Genomic DNA, 21,601 nt, shown 5'->3' with positions numbered 1-21,601 from the left:
GCGGGACCAGCAGCACACCGCGCCTGCCCACCTGCACCGTCGCTGCTGTCGGCCGTGCCGACGGACAGGTAGGTGCGGGGGAGACCGGTGAGGTCCGTGGCGCGGGCGGGTGCCGCGTACGGGCTGACGTCGGGACCACCGCGGCGCTCGCCGAGGAGTGCTGTCCAGCCGAAGAGGTTGTCGTTACGGTCCCAGGGGCCGTCGCCGTCGAGCATCTGGCTGCTCGGCGTCTGCATCCGGTCATCCAGCATCGGCGAGTCGAGCACATGGTGCGTAAGGTACGGATGACCCTGGTCGCGTGCCTTGAGGACCGTGCGGGCGCCGGCGCTCCGCCCGGCGACCATCAGACGGCCCTCGTCGATGCCGAGCTCGGTCGCTGCCCCTGCCATCCAGACCAGCGCGGCGTAGGTGTCCTCGACAGGAGCGCGGTCCGGGTGCTCGGGGGGCGAGACGGTAGTCGACGGTGACGCCACCGCGTCGCCCTCGGCGACGTAGGGTAGGCAGTCCTCGAGGCCGAACATGCGGGTACCGGCGACCATCCCGCCTCCGTGGATGTGGAGGATCCCGGTCGGGCCGGGGCGCGGATCGGCGGGGCTGAGCACGGTGACGGCCACGTCGGGTGCCCCCGTCCAGCCTGGGATGTGCTGGTCCTTGACCAGCACGGATCCGGCGACGGTGAAGTCGGTCGCCTCCTGGTCCGGGATCCCGGCGCGGGCCGCCTCGCGGACCGATTAGGCCGCCGGTCCGCCCACGGTAACCAGGCGGAGCAGCGGCATCGGTCTCTCCAGGGTCAGTAGGCGCGTGCCACGACGGCGATGTTGCCAGGCTGGTCGTCGCTCTCCGGAACGGAACCGTCTGCGGCGACCAAGCACCGCACGGTGACGCCCTGTTCGGCGAGCTTGCCCTCACCCTCCACGCCCAGCGTTTCCCAGGCAATGCGAGCCCAGCCGGTGCTCGCCGCCTCCGCAGCCTCCTCGACCGTGGTCACCTCGACGGTGCGGTCGTTGCGACGCTTACGGGACTGCGCCAGCAGAAGCGCCTGGTCGTCCTCCAGTACCGTGGGCAAGATTTCGGCCAGTGCCCCGATGGGCGTCGGCTCCTTGCTTCCCGCTACGCGGCGGACCAGCACGGCAGTCCCGTTCGCCACGTCACGTGGCCCGACCTCGATGCGTACCGGCACCCCCTTGAGCTCCCAGTCGACCGCGCGGCGGCCGAACGGCGTGTCGGTGCGGTCGTCGACGTGTACGCGGATACCAGCCGTCTTCAACCGGTCACCGATCCCGCGGACCGTGTCCAGGACCGCGTCGTCGCCCTTGACGGCCACGATGACCACCTGAACCGGGGCCAGACGCGGCGGGATGCGAAGGCCGTCATTGTCGCCGTGCATCATCACCAGTGCGCCGACCATCCGGGTCGTGGAACCCCACGACGTCTGCCAGACGTATTCCTCACGGCCGTCCTTCGACAGGTAGCGCGTCTCGAACGCCTTGGCGAAGTTCTGGCCCAGTTCGTGGCTTGTGGTCAGCTGGAGGGTCTTGCCGTCGCCCATCATGCCTTCCAGGGTGAGCGTGTTGATCGCGCCGGCGAACCGCTCCCTGACCGTCTTGCGACCCGGTACGACATCCATGGCGAGGACGTTCTCCAAGAAGTCGGCGTACACCTCCTGGTGGATGTGTGCGGCGTAGTCCCGGGCGTCCTCGTAGGTGGCGTGTGCCGTGTGACCTTCCTGCCACAGGAATTCCGTCGTACGAAGGAACACCCGCGGCCTCAGCTCCCAGCGGACCACGTTCGCCCACTGGTTGATCAACAGCGGAAGGTCGCGGTAGCTCTGCACCCACTTGGAGAAGTAGTCGTTGACGATTGTCTCAGACGTGGGGCGGACGACGACGGGCTCTTCCAGCTCCTTGCCCCCGCCATGAGTGACTACGGCCAGTTCGGGCGCGAAGCCCTCGACGTGCTCGGCCTCCTTCGTCAGGTACGACTGCGGGATGAAGAGCGGAAAATACGCGTTCTGTGCGCCGGCCGCCTTGATCCGGGCGTCCACCTCCTGCTGCATCCGCTCCCACAGGCCGTATCCGTACGGTCGGATGACCATGGTGCCGCGCACCGGCCCGTTGTCTGCCAGTTCGGCCTTGCTGACCAGGTCCTGGTACCAGCGGGGGAAGTCGTCCGCCTGGGGTGTGAGAACGGGGGCTTTTGCCATGACGCGCAGAGTAGGACGCGGCTCCATCAAGGCGCGACCCGATTACCTCCCCCACGTCAGGATGCCGGCAGTTCCAGTTCGTCACCGATGGCCTCGCGCAGTACGTCGTACTGCGGGCCGAGGGCATGATGTTCGTCGCTCCATCGCTCACGCGGATACAGCCACACGGTCCGCCCACGAGATCGGCTGGCTCCCAGCCGGATCGCGGCCACACATGCGCATGCAGGAACGGATCGGCATTCCTGAGGATCTCAGGATTGACACGAGGAGTACCCGGAGCCGCCCCCACCTTGGGTGAGGGTCTCCACGGGCATCCAGCCGACGCGCTGGTGCGCTACCCCGATGGCACGACTCGGGCCGTACTGCTCGATCAGGGACCGGGAGGACGGCGACGGTCTCCCGGTGACCGCGTCGCGCTGCGCGGCGATCTGCGGGCCGCCCTGCCCGACGCCACCGCGGCGGTGGTGGTCACCGTGCTCGTGTTCGCCCTCCTGTGGGCGCGCATGGACTCGGGTGCTTCGGACACCGTCGCGGTCATGCCGTTCATGGACGATCCCGGCACCTACTGGATGTACTTGCTCAGCCAGGCGTTCGGGTGGTCGGGGCTGCTGTGGGCGTGGGGCACGGTCATGCTCGGTCTGCTGCTGTCGGGGCCGCGCCCCGCCCGGCTGCCGGTCTCCCGACAGGTGCTGGAGCGCTGGCACCGCACCACGAGCCTGACGACCATGGCGCTGATGTTCGCGCACGCGCTGATGTTCGCGGCGGAACTCGTGCGCTACGAGACGAAGGTGGACTGGGCCGAGCGGCTGTGGGTGGGTTTCGCCGACAGCTTCGTGCCCGGCTGGTACGACTCCGGCACCGGACGGATCGCCATCCCGCTCGGACAGGGTGCCCTGTACCTGGCGATTCCGCTCGGGCTGCTGTTCTACGTCCGGCACCGCATCGGAGCGAACACCTGGCGACGGCTGCACCGCTTCGTGATCGTCGTGTACGTGCTGAGCGTGTGGCACACGCTGCTGTACGGCACCAACGTCTGGTACGGGGAGTGGTCGCGCACCGTGCTGTGGCTGCTGCAACTGCCTGTCGCGGTACTGCTGTTGCTGCGTCTGCTGAGACCGGCCCGGCGGGCCGAACGGCTGGGTCCACCCGGCGGGGGCGCGGCCCGGCCGGGGTGGTGGGTGCGGGTGGCGGGACGGGTCGCGGTCGGGGCCGTCGTCATCGGGCTGGTCGTCGTGGTCGTGTCCGGCCGTGACGGCGGACGGGACCGCCCGACCCACCCGCCCGCGACGGCCCCCCACGCCCAGGAGACGGACTGACGGCCGGTACGGCGCGGACCCCCGCCGTCTCGACCGTGCTCAGTGACGTGACGTCGTCGTTTCGCCGGCTGCCCTGACGAAGACCAACGCGACCGCGGGCCGGGACGGTTACATGTCGCAGGTGGCACAGGCGATCGGTGTCGAGCACGCCGACCTGGTGCAGAACGTGCCGACGGAGCTCGGCATGATCACCGGCAGCCTGATCGAGCCGGACGAAGTCGCCCGTGTCGTACTGCTGTTGGCTTCCCCGACCATGCCGCGCGCAATCGGCGCGAACTGGGCGGTCGACGCGGGTTCCGTCAAGGCCGCGTAAGGCTTGACGCGACGCGGTCGGAGCGGCCCGGAGCCGCTGCCAGCCGTCGCCCGGTAGGACGCTGGTGTCGCCGCCGTCCCGGTCGTGGCCGACCGACGGACGCCTCCTCTGCCGGCCGGTTCACGCTTCTCCCCCCGCCCGTGTGTCGCCGTTCACGCGCTTCGCCCGGACCCGGCTGCCCCGCTCCGGCTCTCGACGGAAGTACGGCGCGCGGATGGCGGGGCAAAGGCCCGGCATCCGCCCCGTGCGGCGGTGCCACCGGCCGGTTCTCCAGCCGGACCATTGCCGGACCTCGCGGCCCGGGTCCGCCCCCAGTGCGGGAGCGACGCGCCTTCGGCGCGTGACGAGACGCGGTTCGCGCGGGCAGGAACGGTCACCGGAGACCGGTGGCCTCGGAACATGGAAGTGAAGAGAAGCATGAAGGCAGCACGGTTCCACGGCAAGGAAGACGTCCGCATCGAGGAGGTGCCGGAGCCCACTACCGGCCCGGGGCAGGTGAAGCTGCGCAACGCGTTCGCCGGCATCTGCGGCTCCGATCTCCACTTCTTCTTCCACCCCGAGTCGCTGCCGTTCTCCCTGGACGAGCCGCACCCCCTGACCGGGGCCACTCTGCCGCAGATCCTCGGTCACGAGTTCTCCGGCACCGTCGTCGAGATCGGCGAGGGCGTGACGGATGTGCGGGTCGGCGACCGCTGTGCCGTCTTCCCCCTCGCGGTCTCCTGTGCGGAGTGCGCGGCCTGCCGCCGGGGGCTGCCCTTCTCGTGCCGGCTGATGGGCGCGCTCGGATCGAACGTGGAGGGCGGAGGTCTGTCGGAGTTCACCGTGTGCGACGCGTCCAAGGTGCACGTACTGCCGGACGGTGTCGACCTGCGCATGGGCGCGCTCGTCGAGCCCATGGCGGTGGGCTGGCACGCTGCCGCGCGCAGCGGTGTGGCACCGGGTGGCAGCGCGCTGGTGGCGGGGGCCGGGCCGATCGGCATCGGTGCCTGGTTCGCCTTCAAGGCCCGAGGTGTGGAGAAGGTGGTCGTGTCCGAGCCGAGCGCGGACCGTCGCGCGATTATGGCCGCGCTGGGTGCCCGTGTCATCGACCCGGTGAACGAGGACCTCGCGGACGCCATCGCCTCGCTCACCGGCGGTGACGGCGTGGACGCCGCGGTGGACGCCGCCGGCGCGGGCGCGGCGGTCACCTCCGCCCTGGCGGGTCTGGTGCCCGGCGGTCGCCTGGTGGTCGCCGCGCTGCACGAGCACCCCATGGACTTCCAGCCCACCCACCTCATGATGGGGGAGACCGGGATCGTGGGTGCGGTCGGCTACCGACCCGAGGAGTTCGACGAGGTCATCGCGGCCATGGCCGAGGGGATCTACGACACCACCGGCTGGGTGCGGGAGCTGCCCCTGGAGGGCCTCGTCGACGCCCTCCACTCGCTGCGCCGCGGCATCGGCGGGAAGACCCTCATGCGCCTTGGCTGAGCGTCCCGAACGCTCCGGTACGGATGGCCCGAGGGCTTGTCCGTACCGGGCCGCGCCCTCCCCGTGGGCCGAGCGCGCGAACGGCGGAGGACATCACTCGGGAGCGCGGCGTTCGGCGGTTCCTCACGCGATGGCCCGCCCACGACGATGGATCCGCACCGCGACCAGGCGGTGCGAAAGAAGGAGTCCCATGTCCCACAGCGTCCCGAGCGTCCCGAGCGTCCCGCGCCCTCCGTTCGACCCGGAGCTCGAGGCAGTACTCGCGGTCCTCGCGGATCAGATACCGCCGACCATGACCGCGGAGATGATCCCCGACATGCGTCGGTCAGCACCGGCAGAGGTCACCGATGACATGCTCAAGGCTTCCGGTCTGACCCGGCGCGACGTCACCGTCCCCGGGTACCTGGGCGACCCGATAACCGTGTCGGTGATCGCCCGGGAGGACCATCAGGGACTCGGGCCCGGGATCTACCACACGCACGGCGGAGGCATGGTCACCGGCGATCAGTTCTCGGGTCTGATCCAGGCCCTCCCGTGGGTCGTCGAGCACGACGCCGTCCTGGTCACCGTCGACTACCGGCTCGCACCCGAGCACCCCGACCCCTACCCGGTCGAGGACTGCTACGCCGGTCTGCTGTGGACGGCCGAGCACGCCCGGGAGATCGGAATGGACCCCGACAGGCTGATCATCGCCGGACAGAGCGCCGGGGGCGGTCTCGCCGCCGGCACCGCGCTGATGGCTCGTGACCGGCGAGGACCGGCCCTGATCGGCCAGGTCCTCATGTATCCGATGCTCGACGACAGGGACCGGACGGTCTCCTCGGCCCAGTTCGACGCCGTCGGCGTGTGGGACCGCGGGAGCAACGTCATGGGCTGGACCGCGCTCCTGGGAGAACGGCGCGGAACCGACGACGTCTCGGTCTACGCCGCACCCGCCCGCGCCACCGACCTCACCGGATTGCCGCCCGCGTTCATCGACTGCGGCTCGGCCGAGGTGTTCCGGGACGAGGATGTGGCGTACGCGACCGCCCTCTGGCACGCGGGCGTGCAGGCCGAGCTGCACGTCTGGCCGGGCGGATTCCACGGGTTCGATCTCACGGCGCCCCACACCGCGCTCGCGCACGCCATGACGGCCGCTCGCAACGCGTGGGTGGCCCGCACCCTGGGATCCTGAGAAATGCTCGCCCCAGGGGCTCGATACACTGCAAAAAGGAGCGAAGGAAAGTAATTGCACCACTTGGTCGGTCGGCTGAGCGCACTCGACCCGGAGGCGAGCGAGAGTCTGCGGATCGTGTCGTACTTCGACGTCCTCATCACCAGGGACGCCGGACTCGACGGGCTCCTGCGGGGGGCGGCGGTCCTTTCCGGGACAGTCGCGGGCGCCGAGATCCGAGGGCGCGTGAGCCGGCGCGACCCCGACGGGCATGCGGCCACGGCGGCCGTCGAAGGCAGACGTTCCCTCCAGAAGTCTCACGGCGACTGGACCGTCTGGCTCGAGAGAGACGGGAAACCGGAGCCCAACGACGAGATGATCGTGGAGCGTCTCGCGCTGGGAGTCGAACTGATCGAGGCGCGCCGCCGTCCCGAGGGAGGCTTCGACGCGGTCATCGACGCCTCCCGTCCGATCGCCGACCGGGTGACACATCTCGCCAGGAACCGCCTCGATCCGGCGACACCGGTGCGCATCCTGGCCACCGCGGCGGACAGCGCTGAGCTCGGCGCACCCTCCGCGATCGTGCCGACCCGGTACGGGCTGCTGAGGGCCACACTCGACGTCTTCGGCAAGCTCGATCCTCCGCAGCCGGTCGGGTTCGGAACCTGGGTGCGTGCCGACCGGGCCCCCGACTCCTGGGACGCGGCGATCGTCGCTCTTCGGCTGACGGACGACTCCGCACCCGCCGTCGACGCGACCGATCTCGGAGCGATGCTCCTGCTCGCCCAGGCGTACGACCCACAGCACCCGCACGACGACGTGCGCGCTCTCGCCGGGCTCGACACGCGTTCCGCGGACGTACTCCGCACACTCGTGGAAGCCGACAGCATTCGCTCCGCCGCCGCCGCACTCGGCATGCACCACTCCACGGTGCAAGCACGCCACGAAGCGCTGACACAGACCCTGGGCTACGACCCGCGCACCAACGTCGGCCGGATGCGGTACATCGCCGCGGCACTGCTGCTACGCCTCACCGACCCGATCAACCTGACGCAAGCCAAGCCGGCGTAGCCGGCCCTGCGGCGGAGGCGTGCCCGCCCACCTGACCTCGCTCGCCACCCCTGACACACCTCCGACATCCTCGGAGCAGCCGGGACGACGAGCGCCTTCAGAGATCGACCTCTGTGGGCACGTCGGCCCGCACGAGCCCCTGGGCCCGCAGATCGTCCCAGAGCCCGACGGGAACGTCCGCGCGACCGAGTTCCGCGTTGCGCAGTACTTGGTCGCGGTTTCGCACGCCGAGTGTGACGTCGATGACTTGGGGGTGGGTGCGCGGGAAGGCGATCGCCGCCGCGGGCAGGGTCGTGCCTGGGCCTCGCAGACCTCGGTGATGCGCCGGGCCCGGGTGACGAGTTCGGTGGGCGCGTCATGGTAGTCGTACTTCATGCCTTCGGCGGGGCGGTCCCGCGAGAGCAGTCCGGAGTTGAAGACGCCCACGGCTACTACGCTCTTGCCATGTTCCGCGGCGGCGGACAGGACCCGAGAACGGACAGCACATGTTCATCACTTCGGGAGGCATTGAAGTGTGCCTGTCGATTCGAACAGCATGTGGTCCGCAGAGCTCCCTCGCTGCTTCGACCGGTGACGGGACGGCAGCCGGGACGCGTGCGGGGAACAATATGGATCATGGACTACGGCGTGCGGGAGCCAGCAAGGCTTGGACAGACCCGGTTGTTGGACGGTCGACTCCTGGGGTGGGCGGAATGGGGGCCAACCGACGGCACCCCAGTGTTGTTGTGCCCAGGGGCGGCCACCAGCAGGTGGCTCGGTTTCGGCAGCGATGTCATCGACGCAGCAGGCATCCGGCTCATCAGCGTGGACCGGCCCGGTCTTGGCGCCTCCGACCCAGCCCCCGGCCGGACACTAACCAGCTGGGCCACCGACATCCGGCATTTCATCCAAGAGCAGGCCCTGCGAGCCCCGTCGGCGGTGGGGTTCTCGCAAGGGGCCCCGTTTGCCCTCGCCTTGGCCGCAAACGGTCTGGTGAACGCGGTGGCCGTGGTGTCCGGCAGCGACGAACTCGCCCATCCTCGCTTCACACACGCCCTGGCCCCGCAGGTGAGGGACATGGTGAACGCCGTCGCAGCCGACCCCGACGCCGCTGAGGCCTCCTTCGCCGGCTTCGGCAGCGCCGACGCACTGTGGGATCTGATCATCACGACGAGCCCTGAGGCGGATCGCACGGTCTACACCGACCTGGTCTTTCAGCGCGCCTTCCGGCGCGCGATGGACGAGGCATTCAGCCAGGGCCCAGCCGGCTACGCACGCGACACCGTCCTGGCGATGGGCCGCTGGCCATTCGACCCAGCTGACATCGCCGTCCCGGTCGAGCTCTGGTACGGAGAGCAGGACACCAGCCCGGTCCACTCCCCGGATTTTGGCGAATCACTCACCCAGATGATCCCAAAGGCGACCCTGCATGTGCTTCCCGCCACCGCGGGATCCTTGCTCTGGACGCATGCCGAGGCCATCCTGCGCACCTTGCTGGCCCACACCCGATGACGCCAACCTCGGGACCATCCCCGCAGGTGCGGGGAGCATAGCTTGCCTGGTGGTGGACCTCTGCCCCTGTAGGAGTGCGCTGCTCGACGGGTCAAGAAGGCGCACGGTGCGGCAGATCGTGGCCCTCGCAGTGCGGACGGGGCGCACTACCGCAGCGTGCTTCCGACATCAGCGGGAAGCACCGGTGGGCGCCCGGTTGAAGCTCGCGCGATAGGCCGTGGGAGTGAGTCCAACCCGGCCGACCATGTGCTTGCGGAGGGAGTCCGCGCTACCCAGACCGCTCTTCCTGGCTACCTGATCCATGGGCAGCTCGGTGGTCTCCAGCAGCTCTCTGGCCCGGTCGATGCGCCGGTGCAGCAGCCATTGGAGCGGGCTCAGCCCGGTCTCTGCGTGGAAGCGCCGGGTGAGGGTGCGCACGCTCGTCTTGGCGTGATTGGCAAGGTCGGTCAGGGTGAGGGGGCGATCAAGGTGTTCGAGCGCCCAGACGCGAGTGGGGGCGAGTGAAGTGCCACGCTCCGGCGGCAGCGGGGTCTCAATGAACTGGGACTGGCCGCCCGGCCGTACGGGAGGGACGACCGCGAGCCGCGCGGCCGCGTTGGCGGCCGAGGCGCCGTAGTCGATCCTGACCAGATGCAGGCACAGGTCGATGGCGGCCGCGGCGCCCGCCGAGGTGAAGATGCCACCGTCCTCGACGAAGAGGAGGTCGGGCTGCACATCGATGGACGGGAATCGAGTAGCGAGGTCGTCGGCCAGCCCCCAGTGGGTGGTGGCGCGGAGCCCGTCGAGCAGGCCGGCCTGGGCCAATACGAACGCACCCGTACACAGGGAGGCGATTCGTGCGCCGGTGGCTGCGGCTTTCCGTAGAGCGTCAAGGACCTCCGGGAGAGCCTGCTCGCCGCCGCTGCCGACGGCGATCACCGTGTCGGCGCCCTCCATCGCGTCCAGGCCGTCCGGCACCACGATGTCGGGGCCGCCGACGGTCGGCGTCGGGCCGGGCCGCGCCGTACAGACACGCACGTCGTAGTGCTCGACGTTGTTGAACACCATGAGCGGGATCGAGACGTCGAAGCTCAGTACGGGCGGCACGATGACTACGGCGACGCGATGCATGGCCAGATCCTCCGGATGCTTGGCATTGTGGCCACTATTCCACGAAGCCGTGGAGCGGCACCGTTGTCGGCATGAAATCTCATGTGATCGTGGGTCGTGGGGCCGCCGCGTCGAAGACCGCTCTCCTTCTTGCCGAAGACGGCGAGCGAGTGCGAATGATCAGCCGGACCGGCGGCGGGCCCGACCACCCGCTCATCGACAAGGTCGCCGCGGACGCGACCGACACCGATCGGCTCACCGAGCTGACGGAGAGGGCGGACACGCTGTTCACCACCGCCGCGCCGCCGTACCACCTCTGGCCCGAGCAGTTCCCGGTCTTGTCGGCGTCGCTCCTCAGCGCGGCGAGGCGGACCGGGGCCGCGTACGTCATGCTCGGCAACCTTTACGCCTATGGGCCGGTGAGCGGTCCGATCACGCCGGACTTCCCCCTGACGGCGACCGGTCCCAAGGGGCGGACCAGGGCCCGGGTTTGGGAGGAGGCCGCCGCCTCAGGGGTGAACGTCACCGAGGTGCGGGCCGCCCAGTTCTACGGCGCCGGCGCTGTCTCGGTGTTCAGCCTCATGGTGCAGCGGCAGGTCATGGAAGGAAGGCTGGTCCTGGTGCCACAAGAACTCGACGTGCCACACAGCTACTCGGCGATCGGCGACACCGCACGCACTCTGGTTGCCGCGAGCCGCAACAAGGAGGCGTACGGCCGTGCCTGGCACGTACCCACCTCGACCCTGTCGGTGCGGGAACTGGCCGGGCGACTCGCCGACCTCGCGGGTGCACCGAAACCGCGGATGGAAGAGATGACCGAACGCGACCTGACCATGCTGGCGTTCACCGAGCCGTTCTGGGCGGAAATGCACGAAATACTCACCAAGCCCGGTCACCCGTTTGTCATCGACTACTCCGAGACCGAGAAGACCCTCGGCGTGAGTGTCACCCCGGTGAACGACGTACTCGGGGAAGTGCTCTAGCGGCTTGTCATGCGGCCTTGGCCGGATATTCGGTCCATGAACGGATCGGTGAGTCGGATGCGAAGCTGGCCTTAGAGGGCGTTTGAAGTATGCAAATTGCCCTTGATGCCCTAGTAAGTTCCTCGCCAGGTGGGGGTGGTATCGTCCGTTATGCGCCTGGCGAGGTTGTCGACCGAGGCGATGTGGATCATGGCTTCGGAGCTGGCGGTGAGGGTCTCGTAGTCGCGGGCGAGACGGCGGTGCATCATGATCCAACCGATACTCCGCTCGACCACCCAGCGCCTTTGTCGAGCCCCTTGTTGTAGCCGAACGTCCAGCTTCCGATTCCGACGGCGCTCCGGATGGGATTCTTCTTGGTGGCGAACTGCCGGGCTTGGAGGGAGAAGGGCACTGTAACTCCCGGGACAACTCCCTCAACAGGGTCCGCCGCGGGGAGGATTCGAAGGAGACGAGGTTCCCGTACATGCTGTTGGACGGACGGGGTCGCGCCCAAGGGGCGACTGCGCAACGTCATGGTCCAGATTACGCACGGAATGGCAGACGACATGCTGAGAGTTGAAGAGCTGGAGGCCGTACTGCCGTGGATGACACGGTGGCGTGTGCCTGGGGGACGCGGCGTGGACTGGGTCGTGCTTGAGGCGGGCCTCGGGACGGCGTTGCCTTCGCACTTCCGCTCTCTGGCGGAGGCGTATCCGGTACTGATCATCGACGACTTCCTGACCGTGTCCGTTCCCGGGCTCGGTGCCGAGGCGTTGTGGGCGTCTGAGTCCAGAGAGGACGAGATCCTTCAGGATCTGTACGAGATGCGTGACACCGAGAGTTACGTCCCCCTCCCGCAGCCTGGAGGCCTGCTCTCCTGGGCGTCGCCCTCTTCGGGGAATACCTTCTACTGGAGGACGAGTCCTCCGGATCCAAACGCGTGGCCGGTGGTCGTCCGTGGGAACAACGGTGACTGGTCGGAGTTCCCGGTTGGTGCCGTGGAGTTCCTGGCCGGCGTGTACGGGGGCACCATCCGTGTGCCCGGTATGCCGGGGGACTTCCCAAGTGACTACCCGGAGGTGCTGGGCCTGAGCGACCGCATCGGCTGAGCGGCGGGACTTCGGGAGGAGTCGTCATCGATCGGTGAATAAGGCGCGATTTCGTTCGGCCTGGTCACTTCTCTGAACAAGCAGCTACGGTCCTTCGGGGCAGTCGGCAAACCTGTGGCACGTGCTTACCCGCCCAGGCCAGGATGCGGCTATGCGTCATGTCCAGAGCGATCCCGAGTTGCAGGATCTGGTTCGGCGGTTCGTCATAGCGCCGGACGCCTGGGGTACTACCCAAGCCAGGCGCCGGAGCCAGAGGCGGTGCGCAACCACGTTGCAGAGAAAATCGCCAAGAAGACTGACCAGTGGGCGAGAAACGACAACGAATGGAACTGGGTTTTCCGGCCGTGGTCGGGTCCCACTCTTACGCTCAACCGTTACGTGCGCAACGATTTTTGCGAGCGTGCTCTGAGGGTAGCTCGCGAAGCGGCGTATAAGACATACAGCGATTCTGATCATTAACCGGTAGGACCGACAGCTTCACCGGAAACGCAAGGTGTCGATCGCAGGTCTATGGTCGGGCACGCCGAGCGGCCCAAAAAGCGTACGAAGGCGTCTTGGTGGAAGAGGAGCAGTATGTCGAAGACGCCTACGAGGCCGACCTTGCCGAGGCCAAGGCAATGACGGACCCTTATGCTGATCCATGGGGTATTTACTCGGACGATGAAACCGCCGCAGGCAAGGCGTTCAGCCGTCCCACCCATCACAAGGTCGGCACGAAACCACGCCGCACCGGATAGACGTGTCGGCTTGTCAGCGACCGCGGATGCGTCGGTGGGATCCTTGGGCGCGTGGCTGGAGACGACACGCAGTATCAAGGTGACTCGCAGGGACACGTGACGCCTGTTCGGGCCGAGGTCGAACGCCTGCTTACTGAAGCGGAGCGTCGAGAACGTGCTGCTCACCAACGCGTGCGCTTTTGGGGCGTCATCGATATTGCGCTGGGCTTTCCCGCCGCAGTGCTCGCTGGCCTCTCCGGAGCTGCCGGGCTTGCCTCCCCAGATGCCCGTGTTCCTGCGGCAGTGCTGGCCCTCGTCTCCGCCGGACTCTCAGCAGGGGCAGGCTTCCTCCGCAGCGATGTCAGACGTGCCGAAAACCGGCGCAGCCGACTGGCATGGGCTGAGGTCGAAGTGGGAGCCCGTCTACTTCTGGCTCAGGAGGCTCAGATGGATCGCGAAGGCATCCGGGAAGCTCTCGGAAACTTGTTCGATCGCCGGACAAGAGCCATTGCAACCCATACAGAGAATGCTGGATCGACCTCGTGACCCAGCAGCAGGCGAGCACCACTGAGGTCCGAGGCTCGCTCGACTCCGGACGTTGATCGACAAGCTCAGATGGCGAGGAGTTAGGGGTGGTGGGGGATGTGCGGTGGGCAGAGCGCGAGTTGAGCTCGGAGCCCGCGGCACTCAGCTGTAGTAGGCGATCTTGTCGTCGAGGACCTCCAAGGCCCGGCGCAGCGCCGCCACTCGCTGCTCCAGGGTGGCACGGCGCTCGCGGAGGAAGGTGACCCGGTCCTGCGCAGAATGCTCGGCGCGCAGGATAGCGACGAATTCCCGCAAGTCCGCGATGCCGAGGCCGGCGTCACGAAAGCACGTGACCAGGCCGATCCAGAAGAGGTCGTCCTCGGTGTACTCCCTGCGCCCACCGGGGGAGCGCCGGATCGGTCCGATCAGCCCTTCGCGCTCGTAGTAGCGCAGTGTGTCGAGGGAGACGCCGGTGCGGTCGGCCGCTGCTGCCGGGGTGAGGAGGGTGGTCACAGGGCTCCTTGTCTGACCGTTGCTACCGCGCTTCGGCGAAGCGCGCCAGGTGCTCGTCGCTCAGCCGCACACGGCGTGCGGCGAGTGCCTCCTCGATCTGCTCCACCCGGCTCACGCCGACGATGGGGTCGATCCCCTGGTGCATCAGCCATGCGAGGACGACCTGGTTCCTCGTGGCCGCCAGCTCGCCGGCCACGTCGTCCAGAACCGAGAGCACCCGGGTGGTACCAGGATGATCATAAGTCGGTGGAAGCGGCTTGTCTGCGCGCACGTAGGAACCCCACATCAGCGAGCTGTACGACCACATGGTGAGCCCCTCCGACTGCGCGAAGTCCAGGTCCTCGTCGGTGAGCAGGCGATGGCCGCCCTCCGCGAGCGGGGTGAGCGGGCGCGGCTGGACAAGTGAGTGGCGCAGCTGCAGGGCCGTCCACGGTTCCACGCCCTGCTCCCGGGCGAGTGACCGGGCGCGCTCGACGCGCCAGGCAGCATGATTCGCTGCCCCGACGCGCAGAGCCGTTCCCTTCGTGACCAGCTCGCCGAAGGCGGCGACGGTCTCCTCCAGCGGCACAGTGCGGTCCTCGGCGTGAGCCCAGAGGAGATCGACGTGATCGACTCCGAGACGCCCCAGGCTCCCCTCAACACCAATTCGTACGGCGGAGGCGGAAAGTCCTTCGGCGCTCTGTGGCCAGGAGTGCGGAACGAGCGGATTCTGCCGGACCTTCGTCGCGATCCGCACCGCGTCGCGCGCGCCGGGGCGGGATCGAAGCCACGCGCCGATGACACGCTCGCTGGCACCACCGACGCCACTCGAATCCACCCAGAAGGAGTAGCAGTTCGCGGTGTCGAGCCAGACACCACCTCCGCCGACGAAGGAATCGAGGATCGTGAAAGCTTCGTCCGGGCCGACGCGGGTGCCGAAGTCCATCGTCCCGAGGACGATCTGGGGAGCAGTGGTGTTGATATCCATGCCCCCATCCTCAGATCTGGAGCGCGCTCCAGGTCAAGTGCGCTTGGGGAGACGTTTCGAGACCCGGCCTCCGGCAGCCGTCGCCTTGTACGGCGGGCGCCTGTCCCAAAGCCCTCTGGACGGCATTCCTGAGCGAGTGGCCCGCCGTACAGTTCATCACTTGGGGACCAAGTGACAACTGCTGGGCTTCGCCGCGCCGAAACCGCAAGCAGGCAGCAGCCGTTGGTGACACCTATTGTGCTTCGGCTCATGCTTTATGTGCTGTACGCCGAGCTTGTCGAGCGGCGGCCAACCGCGCACGCTGAGCTGGCTGTGTGGTCGCCAGGGCCGTTTCGGCTCCAGGTCGGGAGCATCCGGATATCCGTCCGTAGCCGACCACGACGACCAGGCGCACGACGAAGCAGCGGCGGAGACTCGATGACCGTGATGGACGCCGTCCTGCGGGAGTCATTCAAGGCCCTGCGGCTGTCCGGCATGCTGGGAACCCTCGACGCCCGCCTCGCTCAGGCCCACGGCGATGAACCCGGCCACCTTGACTTGCTCCAGGTCCTCTGCCAGGACGAGCTCACCCGCCGCGAGATCGTCGCCTTCCACCGCCACTTCGCCGACATGGCCCGGGACATTGCCACAGCTGCCCGGACCAACGCACTCACAACTGGCACCCCGATTAGTAGTGCTTCGTTACGTTGGGTGATCTCTGCTGGTGATGGGCATCTTCTCCGGTATGAGGCTGGGGGAGGTGGAACGGCTCCGGGGTGAGTGTTATGTGCGGGGTCTGATGCTGGACGGCCGGCGGAAGTCGGTCCAGCCGATGGCCGAGTGGCTGCCGGACGGGAACATGCAGGCCCTGCAGCAGTTCGTGAGCCAGTCGCCGTGGGATCCGCTGCCGGTCAGGCGGCGGATCGCCCAGAGGTTGTGTGCGGCGATCGGCCCTGAGGTGTGGGTGGTTGACGACGTGTCGTTTCCCAGGTGCGGCACCGCGCCAGTCCCCGACCCTACTGAGGGTGATCAGCGGGGTTCCCGAGATGGGCAGATGCGTAGACCTGGATGTTGGGGTCTGTGGTGACGGAGAGCGCGGAGCCGGCATCGACGGCAGCCGCACGCAGGTGCGCGGGATGGCGTCTGAGGGCGCCGGAGGCACCCGGGCCTGCACCGGTGCGAATCCAGGCCAAACGCCAGAGTGGTGAGGCATCAACATGCTGGGGCCGAGCGTGGATCAGGGGCCCGAAGCGCCATACCGGTGCTGATTCCGGAGTCCACCCGAGGCAAGCACCTGGGGCCGGTGATCCGGCTGCTGTTCCGAGGGCGGTCGCGACGTCCGTCCTCTCGACGACGGGGCCGAGGGCGGTGCCACGCACCTTCCACGCCCAGCGCCGTGGGTGCGGTGCTCTGCCCCTGTCCCGACCTCGTCAACGTCGTGCCGCACTACGTGCTCAACGACCAACCCATCTGCGGTCACGATCGTGCGGTTCTCGTGACTATCGGCCGGTCGGACCGAGGATTCCTTTCACGAGCCGACGCGCGTACACGGCGTCGAGTCCGTCCGGGCGGAAGAGGATGCGGTACATCAGGGGAGCGACGACGTGGTCGATGACCGTCTCGACGCCGGGTGCCTTCTCCCCGCGTTCGGTCGCGCGGGTAAGGATGACGTCGATCTGTTCGGCGGCGTAGGCGGAGCACTGGCCTGCGTTGCCGCCGTCCGGGTCGCCGAGCAGGGCGTCGCGGATGTATGCGCGGCCGGCGGGGGAGGACATCTCGTCGAGGAACTGCTCGGCCCAGGCCGCCAGGTCGGACGACAGGGCACCATGGTCCCCGGGCGCGGTCTCGGGCCGCAGACGCTCGACGGCTACGTCCGACAACAGCTCCTGCAGATCCCCCCAGCGGCGGTAGACCGTCGATGGTGTCACGCCCGCGCGTAGGGCGATCATCGGAACCGTCAGCGCGTCCCGGCCCACCTCCGAGGTGAGTTCGCGTACGGCGGCGTGCACCGATGCCTGGACCCGGGCGCTGCGCCCTCCAGGGCGTACCATCTGCCTGCTCATGACCCCCAGGTTAAAGCAAAATCATTGCGTCTAGTGATCCGTGCATCGTTGGTGACCAACAGGGCACCGTCCGACGGACTTCTCTCCGCGCGGCATCTACTTCAGCGTCGCTTCGGTGCACGCTCGCAAGGACGAGACCTCCATGGTGCTGACGCGTTCTGTCCTCTCGGCCCCCAAACACACCTCGGGCCAGTGCCCGACGGCTGCGTCAGAGCCGTCGGGCGTCGCCCCTGCCGGAGTGATGCGGCCGGGTCCCGTCATTCGTTCACGCCGCGTGCGCGAGGTCACGGGCGGGCTGGGTCTGCTCGTAGGCATGGCCGGCCCGCAGGAGCACGCTCTCTCCGAGCGGTCGCCCGAGGAGCTGCATGCCGATCGGCATGCCTGCCGCATCGTGGCCGACGGGGACGGACAGGGACGGTACCCCGGTGATGTTGGCGGGGGACGAGAGGCGTACGTATGCGTCGGAGACGCCCTCGACGGTGCCGTCGGCCCAGGTGATGGTCTCCTGACCGGCCTTGACCGCGGTCGCCGGGACGGTGGGAGCGACGATCAGGTCGACCTCCTGCAACATACGCGCCCACTCCCGCCGCATGAGGGTGCGGGCGCGCTGGGCCCGCAGGTAGTCCCCGGCGGGCATCAGTTCGCCGGTCTCGAGGAGGATGCGGACGTCTGTCTGGTAGAGCTCGGGGACCGTGCGCAGGGTGCTCTCGTGGTAGGCGGTTGCCTCGGGCACCATCAGGCCCCACTGGGTGGCCTGGATGTAGCGGGTCATCGGGATCTCGACATCGACGAGGTGCGCGCCGAGGGACTGAAGCTGCTCGATGGCGCGCCGTATGGCGGCCTCCACCTCCGCATCAACGTGGTCGAAGTAGTAGGTGCGCGGCACGCCCACGCGCAGCCCCGTCAGGTCCGTGCCCGAGCCCGGCCGGTAGTCCACGGCGGGAGTGGTAAGGGACGCGGGGTCGTGCGGGTCGTGGCCGGCCAGGGCGGTCAGGGCCAGGGCAGCGTCCTCAACGGTGCGGGTGATCGGGCCGACGTGGTCCAGGGACCAGGACAGGGACGTGACACCGTGGCGGGGGACGAGGCCGTAGGTCGGCTTGAGACCGACAACCCCGTTCAACGCGGCGGGCACCCGGATCGATCCGCCAGTGTCGGTGCCCAGGGTGAAGGTAGCGGTGCCCGCGGCGACGGCGACGGCGGATCCGCCGCTGGAGCCGCCGGCGACCCGGCCCGTGTCCCAGGCGTTGTTGGTCTGCGGCGTGGTCAGCCCGTAGGCGAACTCGTGGGTGTGGGTCTTGCCGACCAGGATGGCTCCGGCCGCCGACAGACGGGCGGCGACGGTGCTGCTCGCCTGCGCTCGGTGGTCGGCTCGGACGCGGGAGCTGGCCGACGTAGGCGCGCCGGCGACGTCGATCAGGTCCTTGAGGCCCATCGGGATGCCGTGCAAGGGGCCGCGGTAGCGGCCGGCCGCGATGTCGTTCTCGGCTTCGCGTGCGGCCCTGCGGGTGTGCTCGGCGGTGACGGTGACGTAGGCCTCAAGGTGAGGCTCAACCTGTTCGATGCGCTCCAGGACGGAGTCCGCCAGCTCGACGGGGGACAGCTGCCGGGCCCGGATCGCGTCGGCGGCTGCGCTCAGGGACAGTTCATACGGCTGCATCGTGCATCTCCTGTTCCGCGCGGTAGGCGGGGGCGGGCGGGGTGTCCCCGAAGTCCAGCTCTCGAAGAACCGCGACGACGGAGTGGATGTGGTTGGCGGTGGCTGCGACCGCGGCGTGGCGGTCGGCAGGCAGCGGGAGCCCGGCGCGGGCGGCCCAGCGAGCCGCTTCCGGCGGGGTGAGTTCAGCGGAGGACATGGACTTCTCTCTCCTCGGGGCTGGAGGGGCGGGGCGACCCTCGGCGCCAAAAGCTAAGGATTTGCATTAGCTGACTGTAGAGCTTACGGTGACTTAAAGCAAATTCATTGCTTTTAGCGCCTAGGAATCTCATGTGCACCGTCACACCCCACGCACCTGCGCAATCCAGCCACCCGGGAGCCCGCACCCAGACCGCCAAGCGCGCGGCGTCCTTCGTTCTGGACGCCTCGATCCTGGCCGCGCTCCTTGCGGCATCCAGTGCGCCGACCCCCCTCTACCCCCACTACCAGGACGCCTGGGCCCTGTCCGCGCTCACCATCACCGTGGTCTTCAGCGCCTACTCCCTGACGCTGCTGCTGACCCTGCTCACCTCCGGTGCGCTCTCCGACCACCTCGGGCGGCGCCCCGTCCTGGTGGGCTCCCTGCTGCTGGAGGCCGCCTCCATGGTGCTGCTGGCCTCGGCGGACAGCGCCGGAGCGCTGATCACCGCCCGGATCCTGCAGGGAGCGGCCACCGGCGCGGCCACCAGCGCCGCGGGAGCGGCCCTCCTCGACCTTCACGATCCCTTGCGTTCGGGCAGGTCCGCCCTGACCAACAGCATCGCCCCGGTGGCGGGCATGGCCGCCGGCGTCCTGGCCTCCACCCTCCTCGTCCGCTTCGCCCCCGCGCCCACGGTCACCGTGTACGTCCTGCTGGCGGTCCTCTTCGCCGCCCAGGCGATCGGGGTCACGTTCACCGCGGAGACGGCCCGCCCGCACGCCGGCGCCCTGCGCTCGCTGCGCCCTCATCTCGCCGTGCCGCCGTCGGCGCGCCGTGCCCTGCTGGCGGTCGGCACCGCCGTCGCCGCCATCTGGGCCCTGGGCGGCTTCTATTCCTCCCTTGGACCGGCGCTCGTGCACCTCGTAGCCCCCGGCGCCCCGCAGGCGGCCGGCGGCATGGTCTTCTTCGTGCTCACCGCCGCGGCCACGCTCACCGTGTGGACACTGCGGCGCACGGCGCCACGCACCGCCGCCACCGGCGGAAGCCTGGCCGTCATCCCGTCCGCGGCCCTGAGCCTGCTCGGTCTGCACGGTGCCGGCCTGCCCGCCGTCTACGGCGGCGCGGCCCTGGCCGGCGTGGCCTTCGGGGCCGTCTCCCAAGGGGCGCTGCGCATGACGCTCGCCCCGCTCCACGAGCAGGACCGCGCCGCGACCCTGGCCGCCTACTACGTCCTCAGCTACCTGTCCATGAGCCTGCCCGCCATCGCCGCGGGCGCCGCCACCCAGCATTACGGGCTGCGCACCGCCGCCCACGCCTACGCCCTCGCCGCCGCCCTGCTCGCCGCCGGGGCCCTGGCAGCACTCGCCGTGTCGAGACGCAGGGCAGCCCACCACGCACACAACGACCTTCCGTAACGAGACATAAGGAAACGACCGATCATGAGCACTTCCCCGGCCACCGGCCCGACCGCCATACCCTCCTGGACCGTGGGCGACGTCACCGTCCACCGCATCGACGAGGGCCTCCTGCCGCCCGCCACCGGACCGTGGCTGCTGCCCGGCGCCACGCCGGACGTCGTCGCCGGGCAGGACTGGCTGCGCCCCCACTTCGCCGACGACGAGGGCGTCCTGCACATCGACAGCCACAGCTTCGCGTTCACCGTCGGCGGGCTGCGCATTCTGGTGGACACCGGCATCGGCAACGGCAAGGAGCGGGCCAACCCCGCCTGGCACGACCTGAACACCGACTACCTTCACCGCCTCACCGCCGCCGGATTCCCCCCGGACTCCGTCGACCTGGTGATCCTCACCCACCTGCATGCCGACCACGTCGGCTGGAACACGCGGAAGGCGAACGGGGAGTGGATTCCCACCTTCCCCCACGCCCGCTACCTGACCTCCCGCACCGAGCGGGAGTTCTGGGCCGGGTACGACATGGAGGAGGCACGTGAGCAGATGTTCCGGGACTCCGTGATCCCGGTGGAGGAGGCGGGGCTGCTCGACCTCGTCGATGTCCGCGCCGAGGGTGTCGAGGTCGTCCCGGGCCTGCGCCTGCTCCCCACCCCCGGGCACACCCCCGGCCACGTCGCCGTCGAGCTGACCAGCCACGCCCGGTCGGCTCTGATCACCGGCGACTGCATCCACCACCCGGTCCAGCTCGCCCACCCCGCCATCGGCGCCTGCGTCGACATCGATCCGGGACAGTCCGAGGCCGTGCGCCGCACGCTGCTTGGCTCACTCGCCGACACGGACACCCTCGTTCTGGGCACCCACTTCGCGCCGCCCACAGCCGGCCATGTCGTCCTCAGTGAGGGCGGCTACCGGCTCTCTCCTGTCCCCGCCGATGACAAGGAGTAGGAAGTTGGCGGGAGAATCGCAATTGTCGGCGCTGCTCAGCGCCATGCGCCCGGAACTTCACCCTGGTGGATACGTGTTCGTCTGGGTCCCCGATGCGGCGGTTCCCGCAGGAGTAGCCCTGGTCAGCAGGTCACTTCACTCGACGAGCTCGACGCTCTCACCCGCACCGACAGGACCCGGACCAGGGGCTTCCTGAAGCACATCCGCCGCTTCGGCCTGGGCCCGGAGACCGAACGTCACAAGGACCGACTGGGACGCGAGCGTCTTCGGCCTCGGCGGCACCTTCTCCTTCACCGGGATCACCCAGCCCTGGCTGAGTGCCTTGGCGCATCCGCCGACATTGACGAGCTGCAACGTCGCATCACGTTGCTCGAACAACACCTCGCCGACACAAGGGGCCAGCTCGAGGAGCGGACCGAGGAACTCGATGCCGCGCGGGCGCCCAACCGGGAACTGCCCGGGCACTGAACCA

General features: G+C 68.8%; 22 protein-coding genes and 5 pseudogenes. 14 read left to right on the top strand and 13 right to left on the bottom strand.

The features are described from left to right. Positions 1-59: 59 nt before the first annotated feature. From ACZ470_RS12980 to ACZ470_RS12970, 3 genes and pseudogenes are all read right to left on the bottom strand, one after another. Positions 60-602, bottom strand: a pseudogene (locus ACZ470_RS12980) (alpha/beta hydrolase fold domain-containing protein); the annotation flags it as partial. A gap of 188 nt (positions 603-790) precedes the next feature. Then, positions 791-2,203 (bottom strand): proline--tRNA ligase, encoded by a 1,413-nt coding sequence (gene proS, locus ACZ470_RS12975; protein ID WP_468426933.1) that lies wholly within the window; start codon positions 2,201-2,203, stop codon positions 791-793. Positions 2,204-2,259: 56 nt separating this feature from the next. After that, positions 2,260-2,480 (bottom strand): annotated as a pseudogene (locus tag ACZ470_RS12970) (diadenosine tetraphosphate hydrolase); the annotation flags it as partial. Between the two features lie 85 nt (positions 2,481-2,565). On the opposite strand from ACZ470_RS12970, the gene ACZ470_RS12965 reads away from it, so the two are divergent. From ACZ470_RS12965 to ACZ470_RS12945, 5 genes are all read left to right on the top strand, one after another. Beyond that, positions 2,566-3,519, top strand: coding sequence for a ferric reductase-like transmembrane domain-containing protein (locus ACZ470_RS12965; RefSeq protein ID WP_468427198.1), 954 nt, complete (start codon positions 2,566-2,568; stop codon positions 3,517-3,519). A 112-nt stretch (positions 3,520-3,631) separates the two neighbouring features. Continuing rightward, positions 3,632-3,832: a hypothetical protein gene (locus tag ACZ470_RS12960; RefSeq protein WP_468426932.1), complete on the top strand. Its 201-nt coding sequence runs from the start codon at positions 3,632-3,634 to the stop codon at positions 3,830-3,832. Positions 3,833-4,249: 417 nt separating this feature from the next. Continuing rightward, complete coding sequence (locus ACZ470_RS12955; protein WP_468426931.1) at positions 4,250-5,302, top strand: zinc-binding dehydrogenase; 1,053 nt, start codon at positions 4,250-4,252, stop codon at positions 5,300-5,302. Positions 5,303-5,492: 190 nt separating this feature from the next. Continuing rightward, positions 5,493-6,476 carry an alpha/beta hydrolase gene (locus tag ACZ470_RS12950; RefSeq protein ID WP_468426930.1) on the top strand — a complete coding sequence of 328 codons (984 nt, stop codon included), beginning with the start codon at positions 5,493-5,495 and terminating at the stop codon, positions 6,474-6,476. A 54-nt stretch (positions 6,477-6,530) separates the two neighbouring features. Then, on the top strand, positions 6,531-7,526 hold the full coding sequence (locus ACZ470_RS12945; protein ID WP_468426929.1) for a hypothetical protein: 996 nt from the start codon (positions 6,531-6,533) through the stop codon (positions 7,524-7,526). A 97-nt stretch (positions 7,527-7,623) separates the two neighbouring features. Here ACZ470_RS12945 and ACZ470_RS12940 read toward each other — a convergent pair. Continuing rightward, positions 7,624-7,994, bottom strand: a pseudogene (locus ACZ470_RS12940) (aldo/keto reductase); the annotation flags it as partial. Between the two features lie 147 nt (positions 7,995-8,141). Here ACZ470_RS12940 and ACZ470_RS12935 point away from each other — a divergent pair. Continuing rightward, complete coding sequence (locus ACZ470_RS12935; protein WP_468426928.1) at positions 8,142-9,017, top strand: alpha/beta fold hydrolase; 876 nt, start codon at positions 8,142-8,144, stop codon at positions 9,015-9,017. Between the two features lie 168 nt (positions 9,018-9,185). On the opposite strand, the gene ACZ470_RS12930 is transcribed toward ACZ470_RS12935, so the two are convergent. Then, complete coding sequence (locus ACZ470_RS12930; protein ID WP_468426927.1) at positions 9,186-10,127, bottom strand: GlxA family transcriptional regulator; 942 nt, start codon at positions 10,125-10,127, stop codon at positions 9,186-9,188. Positions 10,128-10,198: 71 nt separating this feature from the next. Here ACZ470_RS12930 and ACZ470_RS12925 point away from each other — a divergent pair, with 71 nt between their 5' ends. Next, complete coding sequence (locus ACZ470_RS12925; RefSeq protein WP_468426926.1) at positions 10,199-11,089, top strand: NAD-dependent epimerase/dehydratase family protein; 891 nt, start codon at positions 10,199-10,201, stop codon at positions 11,087-11,089. A gap of 110 nt (positions 11,090-11,199) precedes the next feature. Here the strand turns inward: ACZ470_RS12925 and ACZ470_RS12920 are convergent. Further along, positions 11,200-11,436, bottom strand: a pseudogene (locus tag ACZ470_RS12920) (transposase); the annotation flags it as partial. A 186-nt stretch (positions 11,437-11,622) separates the two neighbouring features. On the opposite strand from ACZ470_RS12920, the gene ACZ470_RS12915 reads away from it, so the two are divergent. From ACZ470_RS12915 to ACZ470_RS12905, 3 genes are all read left to right on the top strand, one after another. Next, positions 11,623-12,177, top strand: a complete 555-nt coding sequence (locus tag ACZ470_RS12915; protein ID WP_468426925.1) for an SMI1/KNR4 family protein — start codon at positions 11,623-11,625, stop codon at positions 12,175-12,177. 554 nt (positions 12,178-12,731) lie between these two features. Beyond that, positions 12,732-12,914, top strand: coding sequence for a hypothetical protein (locus ACZ470_RS12910; protein ID WP_468426924.1), 183 nt, complete (start codon positions 12,732-12,734; stop codon positions 12,912-12,914). Between the two features lie 51 nt (positions 12,915-12,965). Then, on the top strand, positions 12,966-13,439 hold the full coding sequence (locus ACZ470_RS12905) for a hypothetical protein (RefSeq protein ID WP_468426923.1): 474 nt from the start codon (positions 12,966-12,968) through the stop codon (positions 13,437-13,439). Positions 13,440-13,580: 141 nt separating this feature from the next. Here the strand turns inward: ACZ470_RS12905 and ACZ470_RS12900 are convergent, their stop codons facing one another. From ACZ470_RS12900 to ACZ470_RS12890, 3 genes are all read right to left on the bottom strand, one after another. Continuing rightward, a complete protein-coding gene (locus ACZ470_RS12900; RefSeq protein ID WP_383464330.1) occupies positions 13,581-13,931 on the bottom strand; it encodes a MerR family transcriptional regulator in 351 nt (116 codons plus the stop codon). Between the two features lie 22 nt (positions 13,932-13,953). After that, a complete protein-coding gene (locus ACZ470_RS12895) occupies positions 13,954-14,898 on the bottom strand; it encodes an aldo/keto reductase (RefSeq protein WP_468426922.1) in 945 nt (314 codons plus the stop codon). A gap of 447 nt (positions 14,899-15,345) precedes the next feature. Then, positions 15,346-15,492, bottom strand: coding sequence for a hypothetical protein (locus tag ACZ470_RS12890; protein ID WP_468426921.1), 147 nt, complete (start codon positions 15,490-15,492; stop codon positions 15,346-15,348). 130 nt (positions 15,493-15,622) lie between these two features. Between ACZ470_RS12890 and ACZ470_RS12885 the strand changes: the two are divergent. Then, a pseudogene (locus tag ACZ470_RS12885) lies at positions 15,623-15,886 on the top strand (transposase); the annotation flags it as partial. 490 nt (positions 15,887-16,376) lie between these two features. Here ACZ470_RS12885 and ACZ470_RS12880 read toward each other — a convergent pair. From ACZ470_RS12880 to ACZ470_RS12870, 3 genes are all read right to left on the bottom strand, one after another. Further along, positions 16,377-16,940 carry a TetR/AcrR family transcriptional regulator gene (locus tag ACZ470_RS12880; protein WP_468426920.1) on the bottom strand — a complete coding sequence of 188 codons (564 nt, stop codon included), beginning with the start codon at positions 16,938-16,940 and terminating at the stop codon, positions 16,377-16,379. Between the two features lie 265 nt (positions 16,941-17,205). Beyond that, complete coding sequence (locus ACZ470_RS12875; RefSeq protein WP_468426919.1) at positions 17,206-18,597, bottom strand: amidase; 1,392 nt, start codon at positions 18,595-18,597, stop codon at positions 17,206-17,208. Then, complete coding sequence (locus tag ACZ470_RS12870) at positions 18,584-18,793, bottom strand: hypothetical protein (protein WP_385791896.1); 210 nt, start codon at positions 18,791-18,793, stop codon at positions 18,584-18,586. Before ACZ470_RS12870 ends, ACZ470_RS12875 begins: the two co-directional genes overlap by 14 nt. Positions 18,794-18,924: 131 nt before the next feature. On the opposite strand from ACZ470_RS12870, the gene ACZ470_RS12865 reads away from it, so the two are divergent. The 3 genes from ACZ470_RS12865 to ACZ470_RS12855 are packed head-to-tail and all read left to right on the top strand — an operon-like array spanning position 18,925 to position 21,325. Beyond that, positions 18,925-20,187, top strand: a complete 1,263-nt coding sequence (locus ACZ470_RS12865) for an MFS transporter (RefSeq protein ID WP_468426918.1) — start codon at positions 18,925-18,927, stop codon at positions 20,185-20,187. A gap of 24 nt (positions 20,188-20,211) precedes the next feature. Next, positions 20,212-21,129: an MBL fold metallo-hydrolase gene (locus tag ACZ470_RS12860; RefSeq protein WP_468426917.1), complete on the top strand. Its 918-nt coding sequence runs from the start codon at positions 20,212-20,214 to the stop codon at positions 21,127-21,129. Then, the gene (locus ACZ470_RS12855) at positions 21,068-21,325 is read left to right on the top strand and encodes an ACT domain-containing protein (RefSeq protein WP_468426916.1); all 258 of its coding nucleotides are present in this window, start codon (positions 21,068-21,070) and stop codon (positions 21,323-21,325) included. The genes ACZ470_RS12860 and ACZ470_RS12855 overlap by 62 nt, the downstream gene beginning before the upstream one ends. Here the strand turns inward: ACZ470_RS12855 and ACZ470_RS12850 are convergent. Beyond that, positions 21,265-21,594 carry a hypothetical protein gene (locus ACZ470_RS12850; RefSeq protein ID WP_468427213.1) on the bottom strand — a complete coding sequence of 110 codons (330 nt, stop codon included), beginning with the start codon at positions 21,592-21,594 and terminating at the stop codon, positions 21,265-21,267. The two genes, ACZ470_RS12855 and ACZ470_RS12850, sit on opposite strands and share 61 nt — an antisense overlap. Positions 21,595-21,601 lie beyond the last annotated feature (7 nt).

The sequence above is a fragment of the Streptomyces sp. NPDC031111 genome (assembly GCF_055570675.1).
Note: the sequence above shows the minus strand (reverse complement) of the source record. Positions and strands in the feature narration are given on the sequence as shown.